This window comes from Frateuria sp. (assembly GCF_035695185.1).
In the GTDB taxonomy this organism is placed as follows: domain Bacteria; phylum Pseudomonadota; class Gammaproteobacteria; order Xanthomonadales; family Rhodanobacteraceae; genus Frateuria_A.
Genome location: NZ_DASSES010000049.1, coordinates 1 through 24,572, shown reverse-complemented (window position 1 = coordinate 24,572; position 24,572 = coordinate 1). Strand labels below are relative to the sequence as shown.

General features: G+C 69.9%; 22 protein-coding genes and 1 other RNA gene. 18 read left to right on the top strand and 5 right to left on the bottom strand.

Features of this window, described 5'->3' with window-relative positions:
* The first annotated feature begins 315 nt into the window (after positions 1–315).
* Positions 316–939 (top strand): LysE family transporter, encoded by a 624-nt coding sequence (locus VFH59_RS03795; RefSeq protein WP_325163555.1) that lies wholly within the window; start codon positions 316–318, stop codon positions 937–939.
* A gap of 28 nt (positions 940–967) precedes the next feature.
* On the opposite strand, the gene VFH59_RS03790 is transcribed toward VFH59_RS03795, so the two are convergent.
* The 4 genes from VFH59_RS03790 to VFH59_RS03775 form a co-directional block, all read right to left on the bottom strand.
* On the bottom strand, positions 968–1,564 hold the full coding sequence (locus VFH59_RS03790; RefSeq protein ID WP_325163554.1) for a uracil-DNA glycosylase family protein: 597 nt from the start codon (positions 1,562–1,564) through the stop codon (positions 968–970).
* A gap of 81 nt (positions 1,565–1,645) precedes the next feature.
* The gene (locus VFH59_RS03785) at positions 1,646–3,013 is read right to left on the bottom strand and encodes an FAD-binding oxidoreductase (protein ID WP_325163553.1); all 1,368 of its coding nucleotides are present in this window, start codon (positions 3,011–3,013) and stop codon (positions 1,646–1,648) included.
* Positions 3,014–3,064: 51 nt separating this feature from the next.
* Positions 3,065–3,421, bottom strand: coding sequence for a YraN family protein (locus VFH59_RS03780; RefSeq protein WP_325163552.1), 357 nt, complete (start codon positions 3,419–3,421; stop codon positions 3,065–3,067).
* A complete protein-coding gene (locus VFH59_RS03775) occupies positions 3,421–5,385 on the bottom strand; it encodes a penicillin-binding protein activator (protein ID WP_325163551.1) in 1,965 nt (654 codons plus the stop codon). The genes VFH59_RS03780 and VFH59_RS03775 overlap by 1 nt, the downstream gene beginning before the upstream one ends.
* An 85-nt stretch (positions 5,386–5,470) precedes the next feature.
* Here VFH59_RS03775 and rsmI point away from each other — a divergent pair, with 85 nt between their 5' ends.
* The 17 genes from rsmI (at position 5,471) to lpxC (ending at position 24,047) form a co-directional block, all read left to right on the top strand.
* Entirely contained in the window at positions 5,471–6,298 is an 828-nt protein-coding gene (gene rsmI, locus VFH59_RS03770; RefSeq protein ID WP_325163550.1) for a 16S rRNA (cytidine(1402)-2'-O)-methyltransferase, read from the top strand.
* Positions 6,299–6,425: 127 nt separating this feature from the next.
* Positions 6,426–6,789: RNase P RNA component class A (gene rnpB, locus VFH59_RS03765), an RNA gene on the top strand.
* A 416-nt stretch (positions 6,790–7,205) separates the two neighbouring features.
* A complete protein-coding gene (mraZ, locus tag VFH59_RS03760; protein WP_325163557.1) occupies positions 7,206–7,652 on the top strand; it encodes a division/cell wall cluster transcriptional repressor MraZ in 447 nt (148 codons plus the stop codon).
* A gap of 50 nt (positions 7,653–7,702) precedes the next feature.
* Complete coding sequence (gene rsmH / locus VFH59_RS03755) at positions 7,703–8,623, top strand: 16S rRNA (cytosine(1402)-N(4))-methyltransferase RsmH (protein WP_325163549.1); 921 nt, start codon at positions 7,703–7,705, stop codon at positions 8,621–8,623.
* A gap of 5 nt (positions 8,624–8,628) precedes the next feature.
* Positions 8,629–8,892: a cell division protein FtsL gene (gene ftsL, locus VFH59_RS03750; protein WP_325163556.1), complete on the top strand. Its 264-nt coding sequence runs from the start codon at positions 8,629–8,631 to the stop codon at positions 8,890–8,892.
* Between the two features lie 14 nt (positions 8,893–8,906).
* Entirely contained in the window at positions 8,907–10,697 is a 1,791-nt protein-coding gene (locus VFH59_RS03745; RefSeq protein WP_325163548.1) for a peptidoglycan D,D-transpeptidase FtsI family protein, read from the top strand.
* Positions 10,694–12,175 (top strand): UDP-N-acetylmuramoyl-L-alanyl-D-glutamate--2,6-diaminopimelate ligase, encoded by a 1,482-nt coding sequence (locus tag VFH59_RS03740; protein WP_325163547.1) that lies wholly within the window; start codon positions 10,694–10,696, stop codon positions 12,173–12,175. Before VFH59_RS03745 ends, VFH59_RS03740 begins: the two co-directional genes overlap by 4 nt.
* A complete protein-coding gene (locus VFH59_RS03735) occupies positions 12,172–13,542 on the top strand; it encodes a UDP-N-acetylmuramoyl-tripeptide--D-alanyl-D-alanine ligase (protein ID WP_325163546.1) in 1,371 nt (456 codons plus the stop codon). The genes VFH59_RS03740 and VFH59_RS03735 overlap by 4 nt, the downstream gene beginning before the upstream one ends.
* Positions 13,532–14,614 carry a phospho-N-acetylmuramoyl-pentapeptide-transferase gene (mraY, locus tag VFH59_RS03730; protein ID WP_325163545.1) on the top strand — a complete coding sequence of 361 codons (1,083 nt, stop codon included), beginning with the start codon at positions 13,532–13,534 and terminating at the stop codon, positions 14,612–14,614. Before VFH59_RS03735 ends, mraY begins: the two co-directional genes overlap by 11 nt.
* Before the next feature lie 2 nt (positions 14,615–14,616).
* Positions 14,617–15,861 (top strand): putative lipid II flippase FtsW, encoded by a 1,245-nt coding sequence (ftsW, locus tag VFH59_RS03725; protein WP_325163544.1) that lies wholly within the window; start codon positions 14,617–14,619, stop codon positions 15,859–15,861.
* Complete coding sequence (gene murG / locus VFH59_RS03720; protein ID WP_325163543.1) at positions 15,858–16,931, top strand: undecaprenyldiphospho-muramoylpentapeptide beta-N-acetylglucosaminyltransferase; 1,074 nt, start codon at positions 15,858–15,860, stop codon at positions 16,929–16,931. Before ftsW ends, murG begins: the two co-directional genes overlap by 4 nt.
* A complete protein-coding gene (gene murC / locus VFH59_RS03715) occupies positions 16,928–18,367 on the top strand; it encodes a UDP-N-acetylmuramate--L-alanine ligase (protein WP_325163542.1) in 1,440 nt (479 codons plus the stop codon). Before murG ends, murC begins: the two co-directional genes overlap by 4 nt.
* Positions 18,364–19,320: a D-alanine--D-alanine ligase gene (locus tag VFH59_RS03710; protein ID WP_325163541.1), complete on the top strand. Its 957-nt coding sequence runs from the start codon at positions 18,364–18,366 to the stop codon at positions 19,318–19,320. Before murC ends, VFH59_RS03710 begins: the two co-directional genes overlap by 4 nt.
* Positions 19,317–20,048 carry a cell division protein FtsQ/DivIB gene (locus VFH59_RS03705; protein ID WP_325163540.1) on the top strand — a complete coding sequence of 244 codons (732 nt, stop codon included), beginning with the start codon at positions 19,317–19,319 and terminating at the stop codon, positions 20,046–20,048. Before VFH59_RS03710 ends, VFH59_RS03705 begins: the two co-directional genes overlap by 4 nt.
* A 10-nt stretch (positions 20,049–20,058) precedes the next feature.
* On the top strand, positions 20,059–21,291 hold the full coding sequence (gene ftsA / locus VFH59_RS03700; protein ID WP_325163539.1) for a cell division protein FtsA: 1,233 nt from the start codon (positions 20,059–20,061) through the stop codon (positions 21,289–21,291).
* Positions 21,292–21,540: 249 nt separating this feature from the next.
* Positions 21,541–22,722, top strand: coding sequence for a cell division protein FtsZ (ftsZ, locus tag VFH59_RS03695; RefSeq protein ID WP_325163538.1), 1,182 nt, complete (start codon positions 21,541–21,543; stop codon positions 22,720–22,722).
* Between the two features lie 410 nt (positions 22,723–23,132).
* On the top strand, positions 23,133–24,047 hold the full coding sequence (gene lpxC / locus VFH59_RS03690; RefSeq protein ID WP_325163537.1) for a UDP-3-O-acyl-N-acetylglucosamine deacetylase: 915 nt from the start codon (positions 23,133–23,135) through the stop codon (positions 24,045–24,047).
* Positions 24,048–24,267: 220 nt separating this feature from the next.
* On the opposite strand, the gene VFH59_RS03685 is transcribed toward lpxC, so the two are convergent.
* Positions 24,268–24,572, bottom strand: a 305-nt coding sequence (locus tag VFH59_RS03685; protein WP_325163536.1) for a DciA family protein, incomplete at its 5' end; no start/stop codon positions are given.

Here is a 24,572-nt window from a genome sequence, read left to right as displayed (position 1 = left end):
CACGAAGAACTGCAGGAAGTTCATCACGATCAGGCGCAGCTTGATGTTCATGGTGCAAAGTCCCGCATGTGCTTTTCCCCTGCAAAAGCCGCGGGACGAACGCCGTGGCCGCGAAGTCCGGCAGGTTAGAGAAAGGGATGCGGGCCGGCAAGGCGCAACGCAGCGCGCGCGCGGACTGCCGCGGTGCCGGCAAGGGCCCTGCAGGCGCATCCCCTGGCCGCGACCGGACTCCAACCTCCAGCGTCGATCCGCTGCGGGGAATGTGCCGCCGGACCGTGGCGCATACACTTGGAGAATCGCTGCGCGGTTCCACTCATGCACCTGTTCCTCGCCATTGCCGTCGTCCACCTGGTCGCCCTGCTCAGCCCGGGGCCGGATTTCTTCTTCGTTTCGCGGACAGCGGCCAGCCGTTCGCGCAGGCCGGCGCTGTTCGGCGTGCTGGGGATCACCCTGGGTATCGCGCTGTGGTCGGCGCTGGCCCTGCTCGGCCTGCAACTGCTGCTGCACCGGGTGGCGTGGCTGCAGCAGCTGATCGCCGTCGCCGGCGGGTTGTACCTGGCATGGATGGGCCTGCGCATGCTGCGCGGTGCGTTCGGGCCGGCGCCAGCGGCGCAGGTCGACACGGCGGCCGTGCCCGGCGGGGAGCTGGCTGCGCTGCGCGCCGGCCTGCTGACCAATCTGGCCAACCCCAAGGCGGTGGTGTACTTCGGCAGCGTGTTCTCGGCGTTTCTCGGCGACCGGCTGGATGCGGCCACGCGTTGGGGCCTGTGGGCGCTGGTGGTGGCCGAAACCTTCGCGTGGTTCGCTCTGGTGGCGGCGTTCTTCGCCCTGCCGGCGATGCGTCGCGGTTACCTGCGGCTGGCCCGCTGGATCGACGGGCTGGCGGGCGCGGTGTTCGTGGCCTTCGGGTTGCGCCTGGTCTTCGCCCGCCGCAGCTGATCCTGCCTGGCCGTGATCCGGAAGGCGCCTACGCGTTGGCGCCGAGGGCGCAACTGACCCGCTCGCGCAGCACCGGCAGCAACTCCTCGGCGAACCACGGGTTGCGCTTGGTCCACAGCTGGTTGCGCGGACTCGGGTGGGGCAGCGGCAAGACCCCGCGGGCAAGGTGCGTGCGCCAGTCACGGACCGTGTCGGTGAGGCTCGTGCCGGCCCGCGCGCCGAGCAGGCCCACCTGCGCGTAGCGGCCGATCGCCAGGGTGAGGTCCACGTTGGTCAGCAGCGGCAGCAGTCGCGGATGCCAGGCCGGCGCGCATTCGCGTCGCGGCGGCAGGTCGGCACCGCGTGCGCTGCCCGGAAAACAGAAGCCCATCGGCACGATGGCCACGCGGCGGGCGTCGTAGAACGTGGGTTTGTCCAGGCCCAGCCATTCGCGCAGACGGTCGCCGCTCACGTCATCGAACGGCACGCCGCTGGCGTGCACCTTGCGCCCAGGCGCCTGGCTCACGATCAGCAGCCGCGACGTCGTGGAGGCCTGCAATACCGGACGCACCCCGTGCGGCAGTTCGGCGGCGCAGAGCTGGCAGGCGCGGATCCGGGCGAGCAGCCGGTCGAGCTCGTCAGCCATGCGCCGGTTCCCGCGTGGCCTGCCACTTCCCCTGCGCGCGCGAGGCCTGGCCGGGGCGGGATGTGTACGGTGAGAGGGACTTCATGGGAGCAGTTTGCCGGGATTGAGGATGCCGTCCGGATCAAATGCGCGCTTGATCTCGCGCATCAAGCCCAGCGCGGCCGGCGGCACGGCCAGCGGCATGAACTCGCGTTTGGTCCGGCCGATGCCGTGTTCGCCCGAAAGCGTGCCTTCCAGTTCGATCACCAGGGCGAAGACCTCGGCCAGGCAGGCGTGCGCGCGTTCGCGCTCGGCGGCGTCGCGCGGCAGCAGGTTGACGTGCAGGTTGCCATTGCCGGCATGGCCGAAGCTGACGATCAGCACCTCGTGTTTCCGCGCCAACCGCCGGATGCCCTCGACCAGCTCGGGCAGGCGGCTGACCGGGACCACCACGTCCTCGTTGATCTTGTCCGGCGCGATCGTGCGCTGCGCGGGAGAGAGCGCCTTGCGGGCGGCCCAGAGCCTCCGGGCTTCCTCCACGGTGGCGGCCACGTGCAGGGACTCCAAGCCCTCGCCCTGCGCCGCGGCGGAAACGGCGGCGACAGCGGCATCGAGGGTTGCCGGCTCGCCGTCGACCTCGATCATCAGCAGGGCACCGGCCAGTGGTACCTCGTCGCCGGCATGCGCATGGGCCAGCCGGAGCGCGGTCTCGTCGATGAACTCCAGCGCGCAGGGCGTGACCGGCTGCCCCATGATGCGCGCCACCGCCTGCGCCGCGGCGGCGACGTCGCGGTAGGTGGCGCGCAACGTGCGGATCGACGACGGCAGGGGCGTGAGCTTGAGCGTGGCTTCGGTGATCAACGCCAGCGTGCCTTCCGAGCCGATCAGCAGGCGCGTGAGGTCGTAGCCGGTGGCCCCCTTGCTGGTGAAGGTGCCGCAACGGAAGCCGGCGCCATCGCCGGCGACCGCGCGCAAACCCAGGGTGTTCTCGCGCGGCGTGCCGTACTTCACCGCGCGCGGGCCGGCGGCGTTGCAGGCGAGGTTGCCGCCGATGCTGCACCAGGGCGAGGAACTCGGGTCCGGCGGCCAGAACAGGCCGTGCGGCGCCAGTGCGCGTTGCAGGTCGCCGTTGATCACGCCCGGCTCCACCACGGCCAGCCGGTTCGCCGGATCGATCCGCAGGATGCGCTTCATGCGCTCGAAGCTGGCGACCACGCCACCGTCGACCGGCACCGTGGCGCCGGTGGTGTTGCTGCCACGCCCGCGGGCGGTGAGCGGCACGCGGTGTGCACGGCAGGCGCGCACCAGCGCCTCGACCTGGGCATGTTCCGTGGGGAACACCACGGCGTCGGGCAATGCGTCGAGGCGGGAATTGTCGTAGGCGTAGGCCAGCCGTTCGGCCGGGCCGGTGTGCACGGCGTCGCCAAAGATCGAGCGCAGCGTGTGGAGCAGGGCGTCAGGTAGCGGCATGGCTCGTGGCTCTTTCCGGATGCGCTCGCCGGCGGGGCCGGCAGGCGGACCTCACTCGGCTTCGAATGCGCCCTTCAACCAGTGCATGGTCGCCTCGCCCGCCGGGCCGTCGTAGCTGACCACGTCGAAGCGGCAGGGGCGCTGCGCGTGCTGTGCATGCGCCGCCAGCCAGAGCTGCGCGGTGCGGATCAGCTTCTCTTGCTTGCTTCGCGTGACCGACGCCGCGGCGTCGCCATGGCCGGCGCGCACGCGATAGCGCACCTCGACGAACACTACGGTATCGCCATCGCGCATGACCAGATCGAGCTCGCCGTGGCGCGTGGTGTAGTTGCGCGCGAGGGCCTTCAGCCCGGCGCGCTCGAGCTCGCGGCAGGCGCGTTGCTCGAAGGCTTCGCCCGCCGCGCGCATCAGTGGCCTGCGGGGGGCAGGCCGCTCGAGCTGGCTGGCGGCACACCGGTGGAGCTGGCCGGGACCGGGGTGCTGCCGCCTTCGTCCACCGGCGGGGCGGCGGACGGCATGTCATCCAGCTGCAGGCTGCCGGTGAGCGGGCGGGCGATACCGTCCTGGAAGCGCGCCCAGATCAGCACGCGGCGGATGCGGCCGAACTGGTCGGCCGCGAGCTGGCCGCTGGCGCCCGGCAGGTAGCTGCCCGGGTGATCGCGCAGCCAGTCCAGGTAGGGCACCAGGTTCCACGCGTCCATGCCGAAGGCGAACAGCCGCGCCGAGGTGCCGCGCGCGGCCGGCAGCCGGGTGGCGATCCCGCCGTGGCTGGGCAGGCCCGGCTGGGCGTCGAACAGCCACGGCGCGTCGGAGAACTCCACGCCATCGAGGTCGCGGTCGGCTGCCGCGTCGTCGACGCCGGCGTAGATGTGCGAAGTGCCGAACACCGGCAGGCCGATATGGGCGACGTGCAGCTGCGGCAGCAGCAGGCGTGCCTGCTCGGGGCGCATGCTGATGAAAATGCCGGTGTCGCCGGTCGGGGCAGGCGCCATCGCCGGCGCGGCGGCGGTACTGCCCGCGGCGGCGGGGGTGGAGGCGGCTTCGGCCGGTTCGGTGCCGGCCAGCGGCGTGGCCGTCGTGGGCATGTTCAGCCCGGCGATGGCGTCGGCGTAGTTGACCTTGCCGGGCGGCAGCGTCGCCATGCCGGCGACATGGCCGCCACGGGCTTCGAACTCGGCCTTGAACGCGCCGGCGGCGCGCTGGGCGAAGTCGTCGTCGGAAATGACTTCGTAGGCGCCATGCACGCCGCGCTCGACCATGTGGTCGGCCGCCTGCGCCCCTTCGGTCTCGGGCAGCAGGCCGAACTCGGTCGCGCCGGCGGCGGGAAGGCTCTTGTCGTCCGGGTGATTTAGCGCCAGCAACGGTACCGGCAGCTGCGCCTGGCCGAACACCGCGGCGACCTCGGCGCGGGTGAGCGGGCCGACGACCAGCTGGGCGCCATCGCTGGCGGCCTGCTGGTAGGCCTTGATCGCGCTGTCGGCGGTGCCGCCGCTGTCGTACACGCGCACGTTGGCGCGCGGCGCGTGGGTGCGTGCAGCGTCGGCGTAGCCGGCGAAGAAGCCCTGGCGGATGGCGCCGCTGGCACCGGCGAAGTTGCCATCGAGCGGCAGCAGCAGCGCCACGTTCGCGGGCATGCGGTAGCCCTCGCGCACGTTGGCGTCGGCCCCGGGCAGCATGGTGCCGACCGGCTGGTCCAGGTCCGGTTGCGGCTGTGCCACCGGCACCCCGAGCTGGGTGAGTGCCTCGTTGACCCACGGCAGCATGCGGTCGCTTGCCTGCATCGCGGCCCCGCGCCGCTTGAGCGGCTCGACGCCCAGCCGGCCGAGCAGGTCGAGGATCTGCTTGCGGTTCTGCGTGTGGTCCAGGCCTTCGAGCTGCGGATCCATCTGCACGCGCGTGCGCGCGGCGCCCCACAGGTCACCGCCTGCTTCCATGGCCCGCGCGCGCAGTTCGAGCAGGCGCAGCTCGAGCGTGGGCGGCACCGGCGTGGGCTGGGTGGTCAGCTGCAATGCGGTGTGCGCGTCATGGTGCGCAAGTGCCAGCTCGGCGCGGAGCAGGTCGTAGCGGGCGGCATCCTCGCCCTGCAGGCGCGGGCGGCGCACCTGGTCGAGCAGCGGCGCGGCCTGGTCGAGCGCGCCTTCCTCGCGGTACACCTCGGCGGCCAGGATGTTGTAGTGGTCGGTGTCGCCGGTTTGCCGGCCCAGGTCGAGGTAGGCCTGGACGGCCTGGTCGAACTGCCCCTGGCTGGCGAGCTGCGCGGCGTGCTGCGCGGCGGCGAGCTCCTGCGGCGAGCGGGTCACCCGGGTCGGCACGCAGGCGCTTGAGGCCAAGGCGATCAGCAGGCCGAGGCCGGCGGCGCGGAACAGTCGCATGGAGGGTCCCTTGGTCGTGGTCGACATGGTGAGCGATCATAGCCGATCGTGCCGCGAGCCCTTTGCGCACCGCCCCGGAGTTCCCATGCCTACTGTCCAGCCCGGCAGCCTGTCGGTGGTCGCCACGCCGATCGGCAACCGCGACGATATTTCGGCGCGCGCGGTGGCCACGCTGCGCGCGGCCGACGTGATCGCCGCGGAAGACACCCGCCACAGCCGCCCGTTGCTGCTCCATCACAACGTCGACGTGCCGCTGGTGGCGCTGCACGAGCACAACGAGCGCGAGGTGGTCGACGGGTTGGTGCGGCGCATGCTGGACGGCCAGTCGGTGGCGCTCATTTCGGACGCAGGCACCCCGCTGGTCAGCGATCCGGGGTTCCGCCTGGTCCGCGCGGCACGGGCCGCGGGGGTCCGCTGCGTGCCGGTGCCTGGCGCCTGCGCGGCGATCGCGGCGCTGTCGGTGGCGGGGCTCCCCAGCGACCGCTTCGTCTTCGAGGGGTTCCCGCCGGCGAAAGCGGCCGCGCGGCGCAGTCGGCTGCAGGAACTGGCCGGCGAGCCGCGCACGCTCATCTTCTACGAGTCGTCCCATCGCGTAGCCGAGAGCCTGGCCGACATGCGGGACGTTTTCGGTGGCGTGCGGGAGGCCGTGCTGGCGCGTGAGCTGACCAAGCTGTTCGAGACGGTCATCGGCGAGCCGCTGGGCGAACTGGCCGCGCGCGTGGCGGGCGACCCGGACCAGCAGCGGGGCGAGTGCGTGATCCTGGTGGCCGGGCGAGGCGAAGAGGCGGACGCGCGGCTGGCCGAGGGGCAGCGGGTATTCGCATTGCTGCGCGAGGAGCTGCCGCCAGCCAAGGCCGCGAAGCTCGCGGCAGCCATAACCGGAGCGCCGCGAAAGGCGCTCTATCAAATGTAGGTGCGCACCTTGGCGCAGGTGCGCTTTTACCTGTCGCCCCCGCGAACGGGCTGAAGCCCGCCCTGCCGCTTCCTCTTTTTTCGTATCCCGGCCCCCATTCCGGTCCCCGGCCACTACAATGGCCCACGGAGTCGGCCGGACAGTCGCGTCGCGCGTCGAGCGCATCGAGGAAAGTCCGGGCTCCACAGGGCAGGGTGCCAGGTAACTCCTGGGCGGCGCGAGCCGACGGCCAGTGCAACAGAGAGCAGACCGCCGATGGCCCGCAAGGGCACAGGTAAGGGTGAAAGGGTGCGGTAAGAGCGCACCGCGTGCGGGGCCAACGCCGCACGGCACGGTAAACCCCACCCGGAGCAAGACCGAATAGGGGAACGATAACGCGGCCCGCGTTGTTCCCGGGTAGGTCGCTGGAGCCAGGCGGCGACGCCTGGCCGAGAGGAATGACTGTCGCGCCGCAAGGCGTACAGAACCCGGCTTACAGGCCGGCTCCGCCTCTAGCGGCGGCGCGCTTGGGCGCGCCGCCAGGGAAGGGCCAGGGTGGCGCATTGGATCGCGCCATCCTGGCCCTTTTTCGTGTGGCCTGCTGCCAGGAGTGCCTTTGGTTCGACTGCCAGGGCTGGCGTGTGCGGGGTCCCGCCCACGGGTGCTCGTAGGGGGGCCAAGGGCCTGAACGGGGGATTCATGTCCAGCCGGCGCGAGCCGGTAAACGCCCGTGACCCGCCGCACAACTGGTTCGGAAATTTCCCCAGCTTTCAATCACCTTGGGAAGGTTCCTCTGAAACGGCTGGAAATACGTCCACACTTCCGCCTTTCTCCTTGATTCGCAAGCAAAAATCCCTTGACGTCTCAAAAGGCGAGACGTATCGTGGGACCCTGTGTGAAATCGTGGGAATCAGTGGAGTCCACGCGGGTGTTCCAGGGCGAGACCGCCATCACCGTTGACGACAAGGGCCGGCTGGCCATCCCGACTGCTTATCGGGAGCTGGTCGCGGGCGCCTGCGCCAATCGGCTGGTGGTCACCTACAGCCCGTTCGAGATGGGCTGCCTGTGGCTGTTTCCCTATGCCGAGTGGGAAAAGGTGCGCGACCAGGTCAATGCACTGCCGATGGTCAAGGCGCCGCACCGCAACCTGCAGATGAAGCTGGTCGGCGCGGCGAGCGTGGTCGAGCCGGATGGCGCCTCGCGCATCCTGCTGCCGGCCAGCCAGCGCGCAGCCGCCGGGATCGAGAAGAAGGCGGTGCTGCTCGGCATGGGCAACAAGTTCGAGCTGTGGAGCGAACAGGCCCACCTGGCCAAGATCCGCCAGACCCTCGGCGAAGACGACATCACTGACGACATGGCGGACCTGCGCCTGTAAGGCGCGCGGGTTTTCGGGTGCGGACGGAAGACGGGACGGGAGGGTGCGGCGTGGCCGAGTTGCGGCACATCCCGGTGATGCTGGGCGAAGCGGTGGAGGGCCTTGCCGTGCAGGCAGGCGGGCGGTATCTGGATGGCACCTTCGGGCGCGGCGGTCACGCCCGCGCGGTGCTGTCGCGCCTGGGTCCCGACGGCCGGCTGCTGCTGATGGATCGTGATCCGGTCGCCATCGCTGCCGCGCGCGAGGCATTCGCGGGCGACCCGCGCGTGGCCATCCGCCACGGCAACTTCGCCGACCTGGCCGAATGGGACGAGACCGCTGGCGGCCTGGACGGCGTGCTGCTCGATCTGGGCGTGTCCTCGCCCCAGCTGGACGAGGCCGCGCGCGGCTTCAGCTTCATGGCCGACGCGCCGCTGGACATGCGCATGGACACCACCCAGGGCGAGAGCGCGGCGGAGTTCCTCGCTCGTGCCGACGAGCACGAGATCGCCGACGTGCTGTGGACGTTCGGAGAGGAGCGCTTCAGTCGCAAGATCGCCCGCGCCATCGTGGCGCGCCGCGCCGAGGCACCGATTGCGCGTACCGGCGAGCTGGCCGCGCTGATCGAGCGTACGATCGGCCGCCGCGAGCCGGGCAAGCACCCGGCCACCCGCAGCTTCCAGGCCCTGCGCATCCGCGTGAACGGCGAGCTCGATGCCGTGCAGCGCGGGCTTGATGCGGCGCTGGAGCGGCTCAAGGTCGGTGGGCGGCTTTCGGTGATCAGCTTCCACTCGCTGGAGGACCGCGCGGTCAAGCAATTCATCCGCGACCACTCCGGCCGCGTACAGGGCAGCCGGCGCGGACCGCCGGTGGCGGCCAGGCCGGCGCGACTGGCCGCGGTCGGCAAGGCGCGTTTCCCTTCCGAGCAGGAGCTGGCGCTCAATCCGCGCGCCCGTTCGGCGGTGCTGCGCGTGGCGGAGAAACTCGCATGAGGGCGCTGGGCGCCATGGCGCTGGTGATCCTGCTGCTGGCCGTGCTGGTCAGCGCGATCGGCGTGGTCTGGACGCGCCACGAGAGCCGTGTGCTGTTCGTCGAGCTGACCCGTCTGCAGAACCAGCGCGACGAGCTCAACGTCGAGTACGGCCGGCTGGAGCTGGAACAGGCGACCTGGGCCGAGCCGCGGCGTATCGACGAAGAGGCGCGCAGCAAGCTCGGCATGGTCACGCCCCAGCCGCAAGACATCCAGCTGGTGCGCCGATGAGTCCGCGCCGCTCCATGCCCCAGCCTGCCGCCGGTCGCCGCCGTGGTGCGGGCCCGAGCCCGCGCCGGCGGATGCTGCTGGTGGTCGGCGTGCTGTCGCTGGCCTCGCTCGGGCTGGTCGCGCGCGCGTTCGACCTGCAGGTGATGCGCAAGCAGTTCTACCAGGACCAGGGCGACGCGCGTTTCCTGCGCGAGGTGAAGATCCCGGTCTCGCGCGGCACCATCTTCGACCGCAACGGCGAGCCGCTGGCGGTATCGACGCCGGTGATGTCGATCTGGGCCAATCCCTCGCAGGTCCTCGAGAACGACGACCGCATTCCCGACCTTGCCTCCGCGCTCGGTGTGGATGCCGGCGAGCTGAAGGAGCGCCTGGCGCAGCGCGCCGATCGCGAGTTCGTCTACCTGCGCCGGCAGATGCCTCCTGAGGCGGCGCAGGCCGTCCTCGGTCTCCAGATCCCGGGGATCAACGCGCAACGCGAATTCCGTCGTTATTACCCCTCGGGCGAGGTGACCGCGCACGTGCTCGGTTTCACCAATATCGACGACCACGGCCAGGAGGGCCTGGAGCTGGCGTTCGACGACTGGCTGTCGGGCCAGCCTGGCGCCAAGCGGGTGATCCGCGACCGCATGGGGCGCGTGGTCGAGGACGTCGAGCAGGTGCGCGAGCCCAAGCCGGGCAAGAACCTCACGTTGAGCATCGATCGCCGCATCCAGTTCCTGGCCTACAACGAGCTGAAGAATGCGCTGGCCGAGTTCGATGCCTCCTCCGGCTCGATGGTGATCCTCGACGTGCCCACCGGCGAGGTGCTGGCGATGGTCAACCTGCCGACCTACAACCCGAACGCGCTGGCCGGCAGCAAGTTCTCCGACCGGCGCAATCGTGCCGTCACCGACCTGGTCGAGCCGGGCTCGACGATCAAGCCGATCCTGATGGCCGCGGCGCTTTCCAGCGGCAAGTACACGCCGACCAGTCCGCTGATCGACACCACCGGCGGCCATTGGTATTTCCAGGGCCATGACATCCATGACACGCACAACTATGGCCTGCTCACGCCGACCGGCGTGATCACCAAGTCCAGCAACGTCGGCGCCGCGCACATCGCCATGACGCTGGACACGGCGCTGATGTACAACACCTACCGCGCGTTCGGCTTCGGCAACAGCACCAACAGCGGCTTTCCGGGTGAATCCTCGGGCCTGCTGCGGATCGGCCGGGACTGGCGGCCGCTGGAACAGGCGATCATGGGCTACGGCTACGGGCTCAATGTGACGCCGCTGCAATTGGCCAACGCCTACGCGACGCTGGGCGATCACGGCGTCATGCATTCGCCGAGCTTCATCAAGGGCGCGGACAACGCGTCCAAGGCGATCGTCTCGCGGCAGGTCGCCGACGAGATCGTCCAGATGATGGAAACGGTCACCGCGCCGGGCGGCACCGCGACCACGGCGCGCATCGCCAACTACATCGTGGCGGGCAAGACCGGTACCGCGCACAAGGCCAACGCCGGGGGCTACTCGCGCGACGACTACACCGCGGCTTTCGCCGGGCTGGTCCCGGCGAGCCACCCGCGGCTGGTCGGCGTGGTGGTCATCGACGATCCGCAGAAGCGCAGCTATTACGGCGGCACGGTGTCGGCGCCGGTGTTCGCACGCGTGATGGAAGGCGCGCTGCGGCTGCTCGACGTGCCGCCTGACAACATCGGCCGCTGGTACGCCGGCGGGCCCTTGATGAGCCCGAGCGGACTGGCCGGCAGCAAGCCGCCCACTGATCCGCCGATCGACGACGCGTCGCTGGAGGAGCCATGAACGCGGCACTCCTCGCCCCCTTGCTGGACGGTTTCGCCGACGCAGGTGCGCTCGGCGATCTTCGTATCTGCGGCCTGAGCCTGGACTCGCGCCGGGTGCGCCCCGGCGAAGCCTTCGTCGCGCTGCACGGAACCCGTACCCACGGCATCACCTTCGCCGCCGAGGGGGTGGCGCGCGGCGCCGCGCTGGTACTGGCCGAGGCGCCGGCCATGGCGGGCTTCACGCCCGGGGTGCCGGTGTTGTGGATCGACCAGCTGCATGCGCGCCTGGGCGAGATCGCTGCGCGTTACTACGGTCGTCCCTCGGACGGGTTGCGCGTGGTCGGCGTCACCGGGACCAATGGAAAGACCTCGACGGTGCAACTGCTCACCCAGGCGCTATCGCGGCTGGGGCGTACGGCCGCGAGCATCGGCACGCTCGGCGCCGGCCTCCATGGTGCGCTCGACGAAGGCGAGCGGACCACGCCCGATGCGATCAACGTGCAGCGGCTGCTTGCGCGGTTCCGCGACCAGGGCGCGACGCACGTGGCGATGGAGGTCTCCTCGCACGCGCTGGAGCAGGGCCGCGTGGGTGGCGTGGCGTTCGAGGTTGCGGCCTTCACCAACCTGACCCGCGATCACCTCGACTACCACGGCACCATGGAGGCCTACGGAGCAGCCAAGGCGCGGCTGTTCGCCTGGCCGGGGTTGAAGGCGGCCGCCATCAACATCGATGACGCCTTCGGGCGCGGGTTGGCCGGTCGCCTGCCTGCGGGCGTGCGCACACTGCGCACGGGCGTCGACGCGGCGGCTGAGGCCGACGTCGGCGCCGAGGCCGTTGTGACCTCCGCCGGAGGGCTGGCTTTCGAACTGCGCACGCCGTGGGGCTCGCGGGCGGTCCGCAGCGCGCTGCTCGGCCGCTTCAACGTGGCCAACCTGCTCGCCGTGGCGGCCTGCCTGGGCGCGCTGGGCGAGCCGTTCGCACGCATCGTCGAGGCGGTGGAGTCGCTCGCACCGGTCAATGGCCGGATGAACCGCCTGGGTGGCGACGGCCGCCGTCCGCTGGTGGTGGTCGACTATGCGCACACGCCCGACGCGCTCGAGCAGGCGCTCACCGCGTTGCGCGCGCATTGCGCCGGCCGGCTGCTCTGCGTATTCGGCTGCGGCGGCGAGCGTGACGCGGGCAAACGCCCGCAGATGGGCGCGATCGCCGAGCGTCTGGCCGACGTGGCGATCGTCACCGACGACAATCCCCGGGGCGAGGATGGCAACGCCATCGTTGCCCAGATCCGTGCAGGCATGCGGCGGCCGGCAATGGTCGAGCGCGACCGCGCCGCTGCGATCGGCCTGGCGATCGGCCGAGCGGGACCCGACGATGTCGTGCTGATCGCCGGCAAGGGCCACGAGACCTATCAGGAAGGCGCCGCCGGCAAGCGCCCGTTCGACGACCTCGCCGTGGCCCGTGCCGCCCTCGCGCAAACCAGGGAGAACCACGCATGATGCGCCTCTCGGAAATCGCGCTATGGACCCATGGCCGCCTGCTCGGCGCCGACCTGCAGGTCGACGGGGTAGCGATCGACACCCGCCGGCTGCAGCCGGGCGAGCTGTTTGTGGCGATCAAGGGCGAGCGCGTCGACGGGCACGCCTACGTGCGCGAGGCCGCCCTGCGCGGGGCGGCCGCGGCGCTGGTCACCCATCGCGTCGACGTGGACCTGCCGCAGGTGCTGGTCAACGACACCCAGCTTGCGCTCGGCGACCTGGCCAGCGCGGTACGCGCCCAGCGCGACGTGCGGGTGATCGGCATCACCGGTTCCAACGGCAAGACCACGGTCAAGACGCTCACCGCGTCGATCCTCTCGCGCCACGGCCGCACGCACGTCAACGCCGGCAACTACAACAACGAACTGGGCCTGCCGCTGACCCTGCTGGCGATGCCAGCCGACAGCGAGTACGCGGTACTGGAGATGGGCGCCGGCAAGCCGGGCGACATCGCCTATCTCGCCGCCATCGCACGGCCCGACATCGGCCTCGTCAACACCATAGCGCCGGCGCATCTCGAGCGCATGGGCAGCCTGGAGGGCGTCGCCGAGACCAAGGGCGCGCTGTACCAGGCGCTGCCGGCCGACGGCGTGGCGATCATCAACGCCGACGATGCCTTCGCGGGGTTCTTCGAAGGCCTGGCCGGCTCGCGCGCGACCCTGCACTTCGGCCTGCACGGCGACGTCGACGTGGGCGCGACCATCCTCGAGCAGCGCGTGGACGGCTCGCGCTTCGTGCTGCGCACGCCCGAGGGCGAGGCCGAGGTGGCGCTGCCGCTGGCTGGGCGCCACAACATCGCCAACGCGCTGGCGGCCGCCTCGATCGCACTGGCGCTGGAGGTGCCGCTGGCGACCATCGTCGCCGGCCTGCTGCACGTGCCGGGTGTCGCCGGCAGGTTGCGTAGCGAGGCGATGCCGGGCGGCTGGACGCTGGTCGACGACAGCTACAACGCCAACCCCGGTTCGGTCGGCGCGGCGATCGACACGCTGGCGCTGGCCTCCGGCGAACGCTGGCTGGTGCTCGGCGACATGGCCGAGCTCGGTCCCGACGCGCGCTCGCTGCACGAGGGCATCGGTGCGCGCGCGAAGGCGGCCGGCATCGAGCGGCTGTTCGCGGTCGGACCGTTGAGCGCGGCGGCGGTCAAGGCCTTTGGCGCGGGCGGCGAGCATCACGCCGACAAGGCCGCACTGGCCGCCTCGCTGACACGCCAGATCCACGCGGGCGTGACCTGCCTGGTCAAGGGCTCGCGTTCGGCCGGCATGGAGCAGGTCGTGTCTTCGCTGAAGGATCAAACCCACGCCTCCGGAGGCCCCATCGATGCTGCTTGAGCTGGCCGACTGGATGGCGCGGCATTTCACCGCCCTGCACCTGGTCCAGTACATCACCTTCCGCACGATCATGGCCGCGCTCACGGCGCTGGCTATGTCGCTGCTGTTCGGCCCGGGCCTGATCATGCGGCTGGCGGCGCTCAAGGCCGGGCAGGTGGTGCGCAGCGACGGTCCGCAGACGCACCTCATCAAGGCGGGTACGCCGACCATGGGCGGGGTGATGATCCTGCTGGCGATCGCCATCGCCACGCTGCTCTGGGCGGACCTGCACAACCGCTACGTGTGGATCGTGCTGGCGGTACTGATCGCCTTCGGCGTGATCGGCTTCTACGACGACTACAAGAAGCTGGTGCTCAAGGACAGCCGCGGGCTGGCCTCGCGCTGGAAGTATTTCTGGCAGTCGGTGTTCGGGCTGGCGGCGGCGCTGTTCCTCTACAAGACCGCCCAGCTGCCGGCCGAAACCGCGTTGTACGTGCCACTGTTCAAACAGGTGGCGCTGCCGCTGGGCGTGCTGTTCGTGGTGGTCGCCTACTTCATGGTCGTCGGCTTCTCCAACGCGGTGAACCTCACCGACGGCCTGGACGGCCTGGCGATCATGCCCTCGGTGCTGGTCTCCGGGGCGCTGGGCGTGTTCGCCTATCTTGCCGGCAACAAGGTGTTCTCCGAATACCTCGGCATCCCGTCGATCCCCGGCGCGGGCGAGCTCTCCATCTTCTGCGGTGCGCTGGCCGGCGCGGGTCTGGGTTTCCTGTGGTTCAACACCTACCCGGCGCAGGTGTTCATGGGGGACGTCGGCGCGCTGGCGATCGGCGCGGCGCTGGCCTGCGTGGCGGTCATCGTGCGCCAGGAAATCGTGCTGATCGTGATGGGTGGCGTGTTCGTGCTGGAGACCGTGTCGGTCATGCTGCAGGTGGCGAGCTTCAAGCTCACCGGCAAGCGCATCTTCCGGATGGCGCCGATCCACCACCACTTCGAGCTCAAGGGCTGGCCCGAGCCCCGGGTGATCGTGCGCTTCTGGATCATCAGCGTGGTGCTGGTGCTGGTCGGTCTTGCCACGTTGAAGGTGCGCTGAGGATGTTCGGTTTCGGTTCCAGCCAGGCGATCAAGCGGCACGGGCCGCGCGGCAGCTTCGACCTGCCGTTGCTGGTCGCGCTCGTCGGGCTGGCCAGCATGGGCGTGGTGATGGTCACCTCCAGCTCCATCGCCGTGGCCGACAGCCAGCACATCGGCGCGTTCTATTACCTCAAGAAGCACCTGTTCTACCTGGCGCTGGGCCTCGGCCTGGCCGGCGTGGCCATGCGCACCGAGCTCCGGCAGGTGGAGAAGTACGCGCTGCCGCTGTTGCTGGTCGGCGGCGCCATGCTGCTGGCGGTGTTCGTGCCGCACCTGGGGATGCGCATCAATGGCGCGCGGCGCTGGCTCAACTTCGTCGTGCTCAGCTTCCAGCCGGTCGAGGCGGTGAAGCTGATCCTGGTCGTCTACGTGGCCAGCTTTCTGGTCCGCCACCGCGAGAGCGTGGAGACGAAGTTCTGGGGACTGCTGCGGCCGATCATCGTGGCGGGCGTGATCGTACTGCTGCTGCTCGCGCAGCCGGATTTCGGCTCGGCCACGCTGGTGATCGCCGTCACCATCGGCATGGTCTGGCTCGGCGGCGCCCGCCCGCTCTACCTGATGCTGATGGGTCTCCCGCTGATGCCGCTGCTGGCCATTGCGGCGACCAGCGAGAGCTACCGCATGAAGCGGCTGACCTCGTTCATGGATCCCTGGAAGGACCCGTTCAACGACGGTTTCCAGCTGACCCAGTCGCTGATGGCGATCGGCCGCGGCGAATGGACCGGCGTCGGGCTGGGCTCGAGCGTGCTCAAGCTTTCCTACCTGCCCGAGGCACACACCGACTTCATCCTGGCGGTGATCGGCGAGGAACTGGGCCTGGCCGGCATCGTGCTGGTGGTCGGGCTGTTCGCCGTCGCGGTCGGACGCGGCCTCTACCTGGGCCTCAAGGGCGTCGAAGTGGGGCAGCGCTTTGCCGGCTACGTGGCCTTCGGCGTGTCGCTGATGCTGGGCCTGCAGGCGATGGTGTCCATCGGCGTGAATCTCGGTGCCTTGCCGACCAAGGGCCTCACCTTGCCGCTGATCAGCTCGGGCGGCTCCTCGGTGCTGATGACCTGCGCGATGGCCGGCGTGCTGCTGCGCGCGACCTTCGAGATCAACCGTGCACTGGATGCGCGCCAGATGTCCACGCGCATGCCGGCGGTCGCGTTGGCCGACGCCAACGAGCCGGCGGCATCACCGCGCGAGCGCGAGGCGGTGGCCGCATGAGTACGAACCGTCCCGTGCTGATCATGGCCGGTGGCACCGGCGGCCACATCTTCCCCGGCCTTGCCGTGGCCGACGTGCTGCGCACGCAGGGCGTGCCGGTGGCCTGGCTGGGTGCGGCCGGGGGCATGGAGACGCAGGTGGTGCCGGCGCACGGCATCGAGCTGCACACCGTCGCGGTCGGCGGTCTTCGTGGCAAAGGCCTGAAGACGCGTCTGCTCGCCCCGCTGATGCTGGCGCGCGCGCTGTTCGCTTCGCTGCGGGTGCTGCGCCGCGTGCGTCCGCGCAGCGTGCTGTCGATGGGCGGCTACGTCGCCGGCCCTGGCGGCGTGGCCGCGCGGTTGACCGGCACGCCGCTGCTGGTGCATGAGCAGAACCGCGTGGCCGGCTACACCAACCGCAAGCTTGCCGGCTTTGCCAGGCGCGTGCTGGCGGGCTTTGCCGATGCCCTGCCGAATGGCGAGTGGGTGGGCAACCCGGTGCGCGCGAGCATCGCGGCGCTGCCTGCGCCGGCCGAGCGCTTCGCCGGCCGCACCGGGCGACCCCGGTTGCTGGTGCTGGGCGGCAGCCTGGGCGCGCGCGCACTCAACCTGGCCCTGCCGCAGGCGCTGGCGCTGATCCCGGCGGAAGAACGCCCGACGGTGCGCCACCAGTGCGGCAGCCGCGGACTCGACGAGGCGCGCGCGGCCTACGCGCAGGCCGGCGTGGAGGCCGAAGTGTTGCCTTTCATCGAGGACATGGCCGCCGCCTACGGCTGGGCCGACCTCGCCGTGTGCCGTGCCGGTGCGCTGACCATCGCCGAGCTCACCGCCGCGGGACTGGGCGCCGTGCTGGTGCCTTTCCCCCATGCGGTCGACGACCACCAGACCGGCAACGCGCAGGCACTGGTGGAGGCAGGCGCCGCCGAACTGATCCAGGAACGTGATTTGGACGTACAGCAACTGGCGCAGCGTCTTGCCGCGCTGCTCGCCGACCGCCGGCGGCTCATCGCCATGGCCGGGGCCGCGCGTACGCAGGCCAAGCCCGAGGCTGCCGCGACCATCGCCCGCGCCTGCCAGGAGGTGGCCGCATGACCCCGCGCCGCCTGCTCGCCCACGAAGACCTGATGACGACCTTCCGCCGCGTGCACTTCATCGGCATCGGCGGCGTCGGCATGAGCGGCATCGCCGAGGTGCTGCACAACCTCGGCTATGCCGTTTCCGGTTCGGACAGGTCCAACTCGCCCACCGCGCAGCGGCTGGCCGCCCTCGGCATCGTCGTGCGCATCGGCCATGAGGCGGCGCACGTCGGCGACGCCGACGTTGTGGTGACCTCCAGCGCGATCCGCCAGGACAACCCGGAACTGGCCGCCGCGCGCGCCGCGCGCATCCCGGTGATCCCGCGTGCGGAGATGCTCGGCGAGCTGATGCGTTTCCGCCGCGGCATCGCGATCGCCGGCACGCATGGCAAGACCACCACCACCAGCCTGGTCGCCAGCGTGCTGGCCGAGGCCAACTACGATCCGACTTTCGTGATCGGGGGGCAGCTCAACGCGGCCGGTGCCAACGCACGGCTGGGCACCGGCCAGTACCTGGTGGCCGAGGCGGACGAGTCGGACGGCTCCTTCCTGCTGCTCTCGCCGGTGATCGCGGCGGTGACCAACATCGATGCCGATCACCTGGAAAACTACGGCGGCGACTTCGCCCAGGTGAAGAAGGCCTTCGCCGACTTCCTGCACCGCCTGCCGTTCTACGGCCTGGCCGTGCTGTGCGTGGACGACGAGGAGGTCGCGAAACTTGCCCGCGACACCACGCGCCGCGTGATGACGTACGGCATCGATGCCGTCGACGCGGACGTGCGCGCCGCCAACGTACGTCAGGATGGCTTCCAGATGCGCTTCGACCTGCAGTTGCCCGGCCGCGCCGGGACGCTGCCGGTGACGCTCAATCTCCCTGGCCGGCACAACGTGCTCAATGCCCTGGCCGCCGCCACGATCGGCTGGCAGCTCGGCGTCGAGGCCGAGGCGATCGCGCGCGCGCTGGAGAACTTCCAGGGTGTCGGGCGGCGCTTCCATCGCCGTGGCGAGCTGCAGCTGGAGCAGGGCAGCGTGTTGCTGGTCGACGACTACGGCCACCATCCGCGCGAACTGGCAGCCGTCTTCGCAGCCGCGCGGGGCGGTTGGCCGGACCGGCGCCTGGTGGTCGGCTTCCAGCCCCACCGCTACAGCCGCACGCGCGACCTGATGGACGACTTCGCCAACGTCCTGGCCGAGGCCGACGTGCTGGTGCTGACCGAGGTCTACCCGGCCGGCGAGGCGCCGATCGCCGGCGCCGACGGCCGCGCGCTGGCCCGCGCCGTGCGCGCGCGCGGCAAGGTCGATCCGGTGCTGATCGAGCACCCGCGCGACTTCAAGGACACCCTGCCGACGCTGCTGCGCGACGGCGACCTGCTGCTGCTGTGCGGCGCCGGCGACATCGGCGCGGTGGCGGTGGAGCTCGCGCAGGCCGGCCACCTGAGGACTGCCAAGTGAACGCTCCGGTCAAGATCACCGATCCCGCCCTGTTCGGCCGCGTCGCGGTCGTGATGGGCGGCAGTTCGGCCGAACGCGAGGTTTCGCTCGATTCGGGTCGCAACGTGCTGGCCGCACTGCGCAGCCGAGGGGTCGACGCGCATGCGATCGACGGGATCCCGGCCTTGCTGGATGCCCTGCGCGCCGGCCATTTCGCCCGCGTGTTCAACATCCTGCACGGCCAGCACGGTGGCGGCGAGGACGGCGTGCTGCAGGGCGCGCTGGAATCGCTGCACGTGCCCTACACCGGTTCCGGCGTGCTTGGCTCGGCGCTCTCGATGGACAAGGTGCGCTCCAAGCGCGTGTGGCAGTCACTCGGCCTGCCAACGCCCAGGTTCGTCGCGCTGCCGCGCGGCGCCGGCGCGGCGGCCATCCACGCCGCGGCGGGACAGGTCGGCTTTCCGCTGATCGTCAAGCCGGCCTGCGAAGGTTCCAGCGTCGGCGTCACCCGCGTGTTCCAGGAAAGCCAGCTGGACAGCGCCGTCGAGCTGGCTGCCCGCTATCCCGGCGACCTGCTGATGGAAACCCTGGTCGAGGGCGACGAGATGACGGTCGGCATCCTCGGTCGCCAGGTGCTGCCTTCGATCCACATCGTGCCGAAGGGCGCGTTCTACGACTACAACGCCAAGTACGTGGCCGAGGATACCCAGTATCTCTGCCCGGGCCTCGAGGGCGCGGCCGAGGACGAACTGCGTGCGCTGGCGCTCGAGGCGTTCGATGCGCTCGGCTGCCATGGCTGGGGCCGCGTGGACGTTATGCGCGACCGCCAGGGACGCAACTTCCTGCTCGAGGTGAACACCGCGCCGGGCATGACCTCGCACTCGCTGGTGCCCAAGGCGGCCAAGGCTGCCGGCATCGACTACGAAGAGGTGTGCTGGCGCGTGCTGGAAACCAGTTTCCGGGAGGGCCTGTGAGGGGAGTGATCCGCCTCGTTGCCTGGTGCCTGGCCATCGCGCTGGTCGTGCTGCCGGTCGTCGGTGTGCTGCGCGGCTGGTTCGCGGCCGACCGCTGGCCGGTGACGCGACTGACCGTGCAGGCCGAGTTCAAGCACCTCCGTGCCGAGGAGATCCGCGCGGCCGTGCTGCCGCGGCTGGGTCACGGCTTCTTCGCGCTCGACCTGGACGCCGTGCAGCAGGCGGTGGCCGCGCTGCCGTGGGTGGAGTCGGTCGAGGCACGCAAGCGCTGGCCGGACACGCTGGTCCTGCGCATCTACGAACGCCAGCCGTTCGCGCGCTGGAACGGCACCCGGCTGATCAGCCGCCAGGGCGTGCTGTTCGACGGCGGCAAGGCCGCGGTCGCCGGGCCGCTGCCGGACCTGCGCGGGCCGGATGCGCAGATGCCCGAGGTGGTCGCTTTCTACGCCGATGCGCTCAAGGCGGTGGCCGGCACGCCGCTCAAAATCTCCGGCGTGGCGCTGTCCGAACGCGGCAGCTGGAGCCTGACCGCCAACGCCGGCGCGCAGATCGTGCTCGGCGACCGCGCCCAGGCCGGCAAGCGCCTGCGCCGCTTCCTCGACGTCTATCCGCAGGTGATGGCCGGCCACAGCGCCGCCTTCGCCTATGCCGACCTCCGCTACACCAATGGTTTCGCCGTGCGTTGGCCCGACGCCGCCGCACCTGCCGCGGGGACGCCCCGCACATGAGCATGACCCTATGAAGACGCGCAACGACAAGCAGCTGGTCGTCGGCCTGGACATCGGCACCAACAAGGTGACCGCCATCGTCGGCGAGTACGAGCCGGGTGAACCGATCGAAGTGATCGGCATCGGCTCGCACGTCTCGCGTGGCATGAAGCGCGGCTCGGTCGTCGACATCGAATCGACCGTGCACTCGATCCAGCGTGCCGTCGAGGAGGCCGAACTGATGGCCGGCTGCGACATCCGCTCGGTGTTCGCCTCGATCTCCGGCAGCCACCTGGAAACCAAGAACTCGCACGGCACCGCGGCCATCCGCGACCGCGAGGTCACTCCCGGCGACCTGGAGCAGGTGCTGGAGGCGGCCAGCGCGGTGGCGATCCCGGCCGACCGCAAGGTTCTATATAAGGAGTCGCAGGAGTACCGCATCGACGGCCAGGACGGCATCCGCTCGCCGGTCGGGATGAGCGGTGTTCGCCTGGAAGCTTCGGTACACCTGGTCACCGGCGCGGCTGCGGCGGTGCAGAACATCTCCAAGTGCATCCAGCGCTGCGGCCTCTCGGTGGACGAGCTGGTCCCTTCGGCGGTGGCCAGTGCCAAGGCGGTGCTCACCGACGACGAGCGCGAGCTGGGGGTCTGCCTGGTCGACATCGGCGCCGGCACCACCGACATCGCCATCTACACGCAGGGCTCGATCCGCTACACCAAGTCGCTGCCGGTCGGTGGCGACCAGGTCACCAACGACATTGCCTACGGCGTGCACACGCCGACCGCGCATGCCGAGGAGATCAAGATCAAGTACGCCTGCGCACTGGCGCAGCTGGCCCATGCCGAGGAAACCATCCAGGTGCCCAGTGTGGGCGACCGCCCGCCGCGCCGGCTGGCCCGGCAGTCGCTCGCGCAGAGCGTGCAGGCGCGCTACGAAGAAATCTTCGAGATGGTGCAGGACGAGCTGCGCCGCTCCGGCTACGACAGCCTGGTCGCCGCCGGCGTGGTGCTGACCGGCGGCGCTTCGCGCATGGAGGGTGCGCTCGAGCTCGCCGAGGAAATCTTCCACAAGATGGTCCGCATCGGCGTGCCGCAGCACGTGACCGGCCTGGGCGAAGTGGTGGCCAATCCGCTGCATTCGACCGGGGTCGGCCTGCTGCTGCACGGCGCGCGCGCGGGCGGTGTGCGGATCAGCCACCCGGTCGGCGGCAGTGTCGGCGGGCTGGTGGACAAGGTGCGCGGCTGGATCACCAGGAACTTCTAGCGGGCGAAAGCCTGCGCAGGCCCTGGATGGCCTGCCCGCTGGATCGCTTGCGATCCAGCGGCGTCCGGACCGACATGTGACGGTCCGGGCGAGCCGGGGAAGGGCAGGGCCCTCCTCCGGCCAGTGCATTTTTCGGTTGGCGCGGAGCGCCACCGCGGGCGAAAGGAGGTTTCGCCCACCACCGTGGGACGGCAGGACGCCGTTCCCGCGGCAACAACGACAACGAAGAGTCTCTACGGAGGACGGGAAATGTTCGAACTGATCGAAAAACTGGCACCGAACGCGGTCATCAAGGTCATCGGCGTGGGCGGAGGCGGCGGCAATGCGGTCGCACATATGCTCAATGCCAACATCGAGGGCGTCGAATTCGTCGTCGCCAACACCGACGCCCAGGCGATGAAGAACTGCGGCTCGCGCACCCACCTGCAGCTCGGCGCCAACGTCACCAAGGGCCTGGGCGCGGGCGCCAACCCGGAGGTCGGCCGCCAGGCGGCGCTGGAGGACCGCGAGCGCATCGAGGAAATGCTCGAGGGTGCCGACATGGTGTTCATCACCGCCGGCATGGGTGGCGGCACCGGCACCGGCGCGGCGCCGGTCGTGGCCCAGTTGGCCAAGGAAAAGGGCATCCTCACCGTGGCGGTGGTCACCAAGCCGTTCCCGTTCGAGGGCCGGCGCCGCATGCAGGTGGCGATGAAGGGCATCGAGGACCTGTCCCAGCACGTCGATTCGCTGATCACGGTGCCGAACGAGAAGCTGTTGTCGGTGCTCGGGCGCGAGGTCACCCTGCTCAACGCGTTCAAGGCGGCCAACGATGTGCTGCAGGGCGCGGTGCAGGGCATCGCCGACCTGATCACCGCCCCGGGCCTGATCAACGTCGACTTCGCCGACGTGCGCACGGTGATGTCCGAAATGGGTATGGCCATGATGGGCTCGGGTACCGCCCGCGGCGACGACCGCGCCCAGGCCGCGGCCGAGGCGGCCATCAACAACCCGCTGCTGGAGGACGTCAACCTCAATGGTGCCTGCGGCATCCTGGTCAACGTCACCGCCGGCCCGAACCTGACCATGCGCGAGTTCGACGAGATCGGCCGGGTCATCCACGATTTCGCCAGCGAAGACGCCACCGTGGTGATCGGCACCTCGCTCGACCCAGAGATGCAGGACGACGTGCGTGTCACGGTGGTCGCCACCGGCCTGAACCGCGCAGCGGCCACCCGCCAGGCCCCGCGTGCCGTGGCCAGCCAGCAGGTGGAGATGCGCCAGCGGCCGCGCCCGGTGGTGCTGCGTACCGGTACCGGCAACGAAGTGGTGGACTACGCCGCTCCGGAGGCGGTCGCCTCGCACACGCGTGCCGAGCCGCCGGCCAAGGGGACCGATCCCGGTTTCGATTATCTGGACATCCCGGCGTTCCTGCGTCGCCAGGCCGACTGAACGGCCGCCACCGGAGACCCTTGCGAAAATTGAACAAAACACCAGATCGACGGGTCAGTGCATGAACGTTGGCCGGCAGGCGTCTAGCGCCTGTGTGCGTTTCGTGATGGCCGACCCGGTGATTTCCAGGTGAAGACGGCGCGTCGTGGACCGGCGCGCGCACCGGCTGGCAGGGAGTCGCCGGCCTGTCCGCCCCCTTTGCGCCGGATACCCGTCCTCCGGCGCAGGGGGCGCGTCGCGGTAACTGATTGAGGCGGCGGGGGTTTGCCGGCATTCGTGACCGGCGTCACGTATGAAGGAATGCTAAAGAGGCGACCAGACTGTACGGTACGGTTTGCTATTGCTGCAGGTTAAGACTGTGTTAGCATCCGACCCCTGATTGGCTGCTGCCCACACTGGTACCTATAAAAATGATCAAGCAGCGTACGCTCAAGAACATCATCCGTGCGACCGGCGTCGGCCTGCACACCGGCGACAAGGTCTACATGACCTTGCGCCCCGCCGCGCCGAACACGGGCATCGTGTTCCGACGTACGGACCTCAATCCGCCGGTGGACATCCATGCCCGCCCGGATTGCGTGGGAGACACCCGCCTGTCCACCACTCTGGTCAAGGGCGACGTGCGCGTTTCCACCGTCGAGCATCTGCTTTCGGCGATGGCGGGCCTCGGCATCGACAACGCCATCGTTGAATTGTCCGCGCCGGAAGTGCCGATCATGGACGGCAGCGCCGGTCCCTTCGTGTTCCTGCTGCAGTCGGCCGGCATCGAGGAGCAGAACGTCGCCAAGCGCTTCATCCGGATCAAGAAGCCGGTGAAGGTGCAGGAAGGCGACAAGTGGGCCAGCTTCGAGCCGTTCGAGGGCTTCAAGGTCGGTTTCTCGATCGAGTTCAACCACCCGATCATCTCCAAGCGCACCTCGCGCGCCGAGATCGACTTCTCCACGACGTCCTTCGTGAAGGAAGTCAGCCGCGCCCGCACCTTCGGGTTCATGCGCGACATCGAGATGCTGCGCGAGCACAACCTGGCGCTGGGCGGCTCGATGGACAACGCCGTGGTGCTGGACGACTACCGCGTGCTGAACGAGGACGGCCTCCGCTACGAGGACGAGTTCGTCAAGCACAAGATCCTGGACGCCATCGGCGACCTGTACCTGCTCGGCCACAGCCTGATCGGCGCCTATCACGCGCACAAGTCCGGCCACGAGCTCAACAACAAGCTGCTGCGCACGCTGATCGCCGATCCCACCGCGTGGGAAGAGGTGGTCTACAAGGACGATCCGGCGGTCTCGCCGATCTCCTACGCGCATCCTGCCCAGGCGATCTGAATTCATCTGCCGCCTGCCCGAAGGCCGCCCTGAAAAAGGCGGCCTTCGTCGTTTCTGTGACACAGGCCGCTCGCCAAACACGCCCGGCTTCACGCTCCGGCCACATGCCTGGGTGTACCTGCCCTTCCACCGTGCTATAAACCTTCTGCCGCCCTCGGGGCGGCAAGGGGGAAATCGGTGCCCGTCGGGCACTTCGCGAAGGCACGGCGCTCCGCGCCGGTCAGTCCTTGGCGACCGGGAATCCAGCAGTTTCGGCGATGGACGCCAGCTCGAGGAACAGTCCCTTCAGTTCCGGGTCTGTGATTGATGCTGCGGCGGCTTTGAGATGGATGGCTGCGGCAGGCGAAAGCGGTTTTGACCGATCCGGCTCCGTTGCGGCCGGTAGGGGGGGAGCCACTTTCACGGTGACCGAACTGGCGCTCGTGCCGATGGCACGCGCGGTGGTGAGTATCTGCGCCTGCATCAGGCGCAGGCGCGCCGCCCAGGCCGGTGAGGACGCCAGGAAGACGAGGCGGCCGTTGCGCA

What these genes read in the sequence shown, in the direction of transcription:
- VFH59_RS03795 (WP_325163555.1), top strand. Translation starts at nt 316, where the DNA reads ATGCACCTGTTCCTCGCCATTGCCGTCGTCCACCTGGTCGCCCTGCTC.
- VFH59_RS03790 (WP_325163554.1), bottom strand. Translation starts at nt 1,564, where the DNA reads ATGGCTGACGAGCTCGACCGGCTGCTCGCCCGGATCCGCGCCTGCCAG.
- VFH59_RS03785 (WP_325163553.1), bottom strand. Translation starts at nt 3,013, where the DNA reads ATGCCGCTACCTGACGCCCTGCTCCACACGCTGCGCTCGATCTTTGGC.
- VFH59_RS03780 (WP_325163552.1), bottom strand. Translation starts at nt 3,421, where the DNA reads ATGCGCGCGGCGGGCGAAGCCTTCGAGCAACGCGCCTGCCGCGAGCTC.
- VFH59_RS03775 (WP_325163551.1), bottom strand. Translation starts at nt 5,385, where the DNA reads ATGCGACTGTTCCGCGCCGCCGGCCTCGGCCTGCTGATCGCCTTGGCC.
- rsmI (WP_325163550.1), top strand. Translation starts at nt 5,471, where the DNA reads ATGCCTACTGTCCAGCCCGGCAGCCTGTCGGTGGTCGCCACGCCGATC.
- VFH59_RS03745 (WP_325163548.1), top strand. Translation starts at nt 8,907, where the DNA reads ATGCCCCAGCCTGCCGCCGGTCGCCGCCGTGGTGCGGGCCCGAGCCCG.
- VFH59_RS03740 (WP_325163547.1), top strand. Translation starts at nt 10,694, where the DNA reads ATGAACGCGGCACTCCTCGCCCCCTTGCTGGACGGTTTCGCCGACGCA.
- VFH59_RS03735 (WP_325163546.1), top strand. Translation starts at nt 12,172, where the DNA reads ATGATGCGCCTCTCGGAAATCGCGCTATGGACCCATGGCCGCCTGCTC.
- mraY (WP_325163545.1), top strand. Translation starts at nt 13,532, where the DNA reads ATGCTGCTTGAGCTGGCCGACTGGATGGCGCGGCATTTCACCGCCCTG.
- ftsW (WP_325163544.1), top strand. Translation starts at nt 14,617, where the DNA reads ATGTTCGGTTTCGGTTCCAGCCAGGCGATCAAGCGGCACGGGCCGCGC.
- murG (WP_325163543.1), top strand. Translation starts at nt 15,858, where the DNA reads ATGAGTACGAACCGTCCCGTGCTGATCATGGCCGGTGGCACCGGCGGC.
- murC (WP_325163542.1), top strand. Translation starts at nt 16,928, where the DNA reads ATGACCCCGCGCCGCCTGCTCGCCCACGAAGACCTGATGACGACCTTC.
- ftsA (WP_325163539.1), top strand. Translation starts at nt 20,059, where the DNA reads ATGAAGACGCGCAACGACAAGCAGCTGGTCGTCGGCCTGGACATCGGC.
- ftsZ (WP_325163538.1), top strand. Translation starts at nt 21,541, where the DNA reads ATGTTCGAACTGATCGAAAAACTGGCACCGAACGCGGTCATCAAGGTC.
- lpxC (WP_325163537.1), top strand. Translation starts at nt 23,133, where the DNA reads ATGATCAAGCAGCGTACGCTCAAGAACATCATCCGTGCGACCGGCGTC.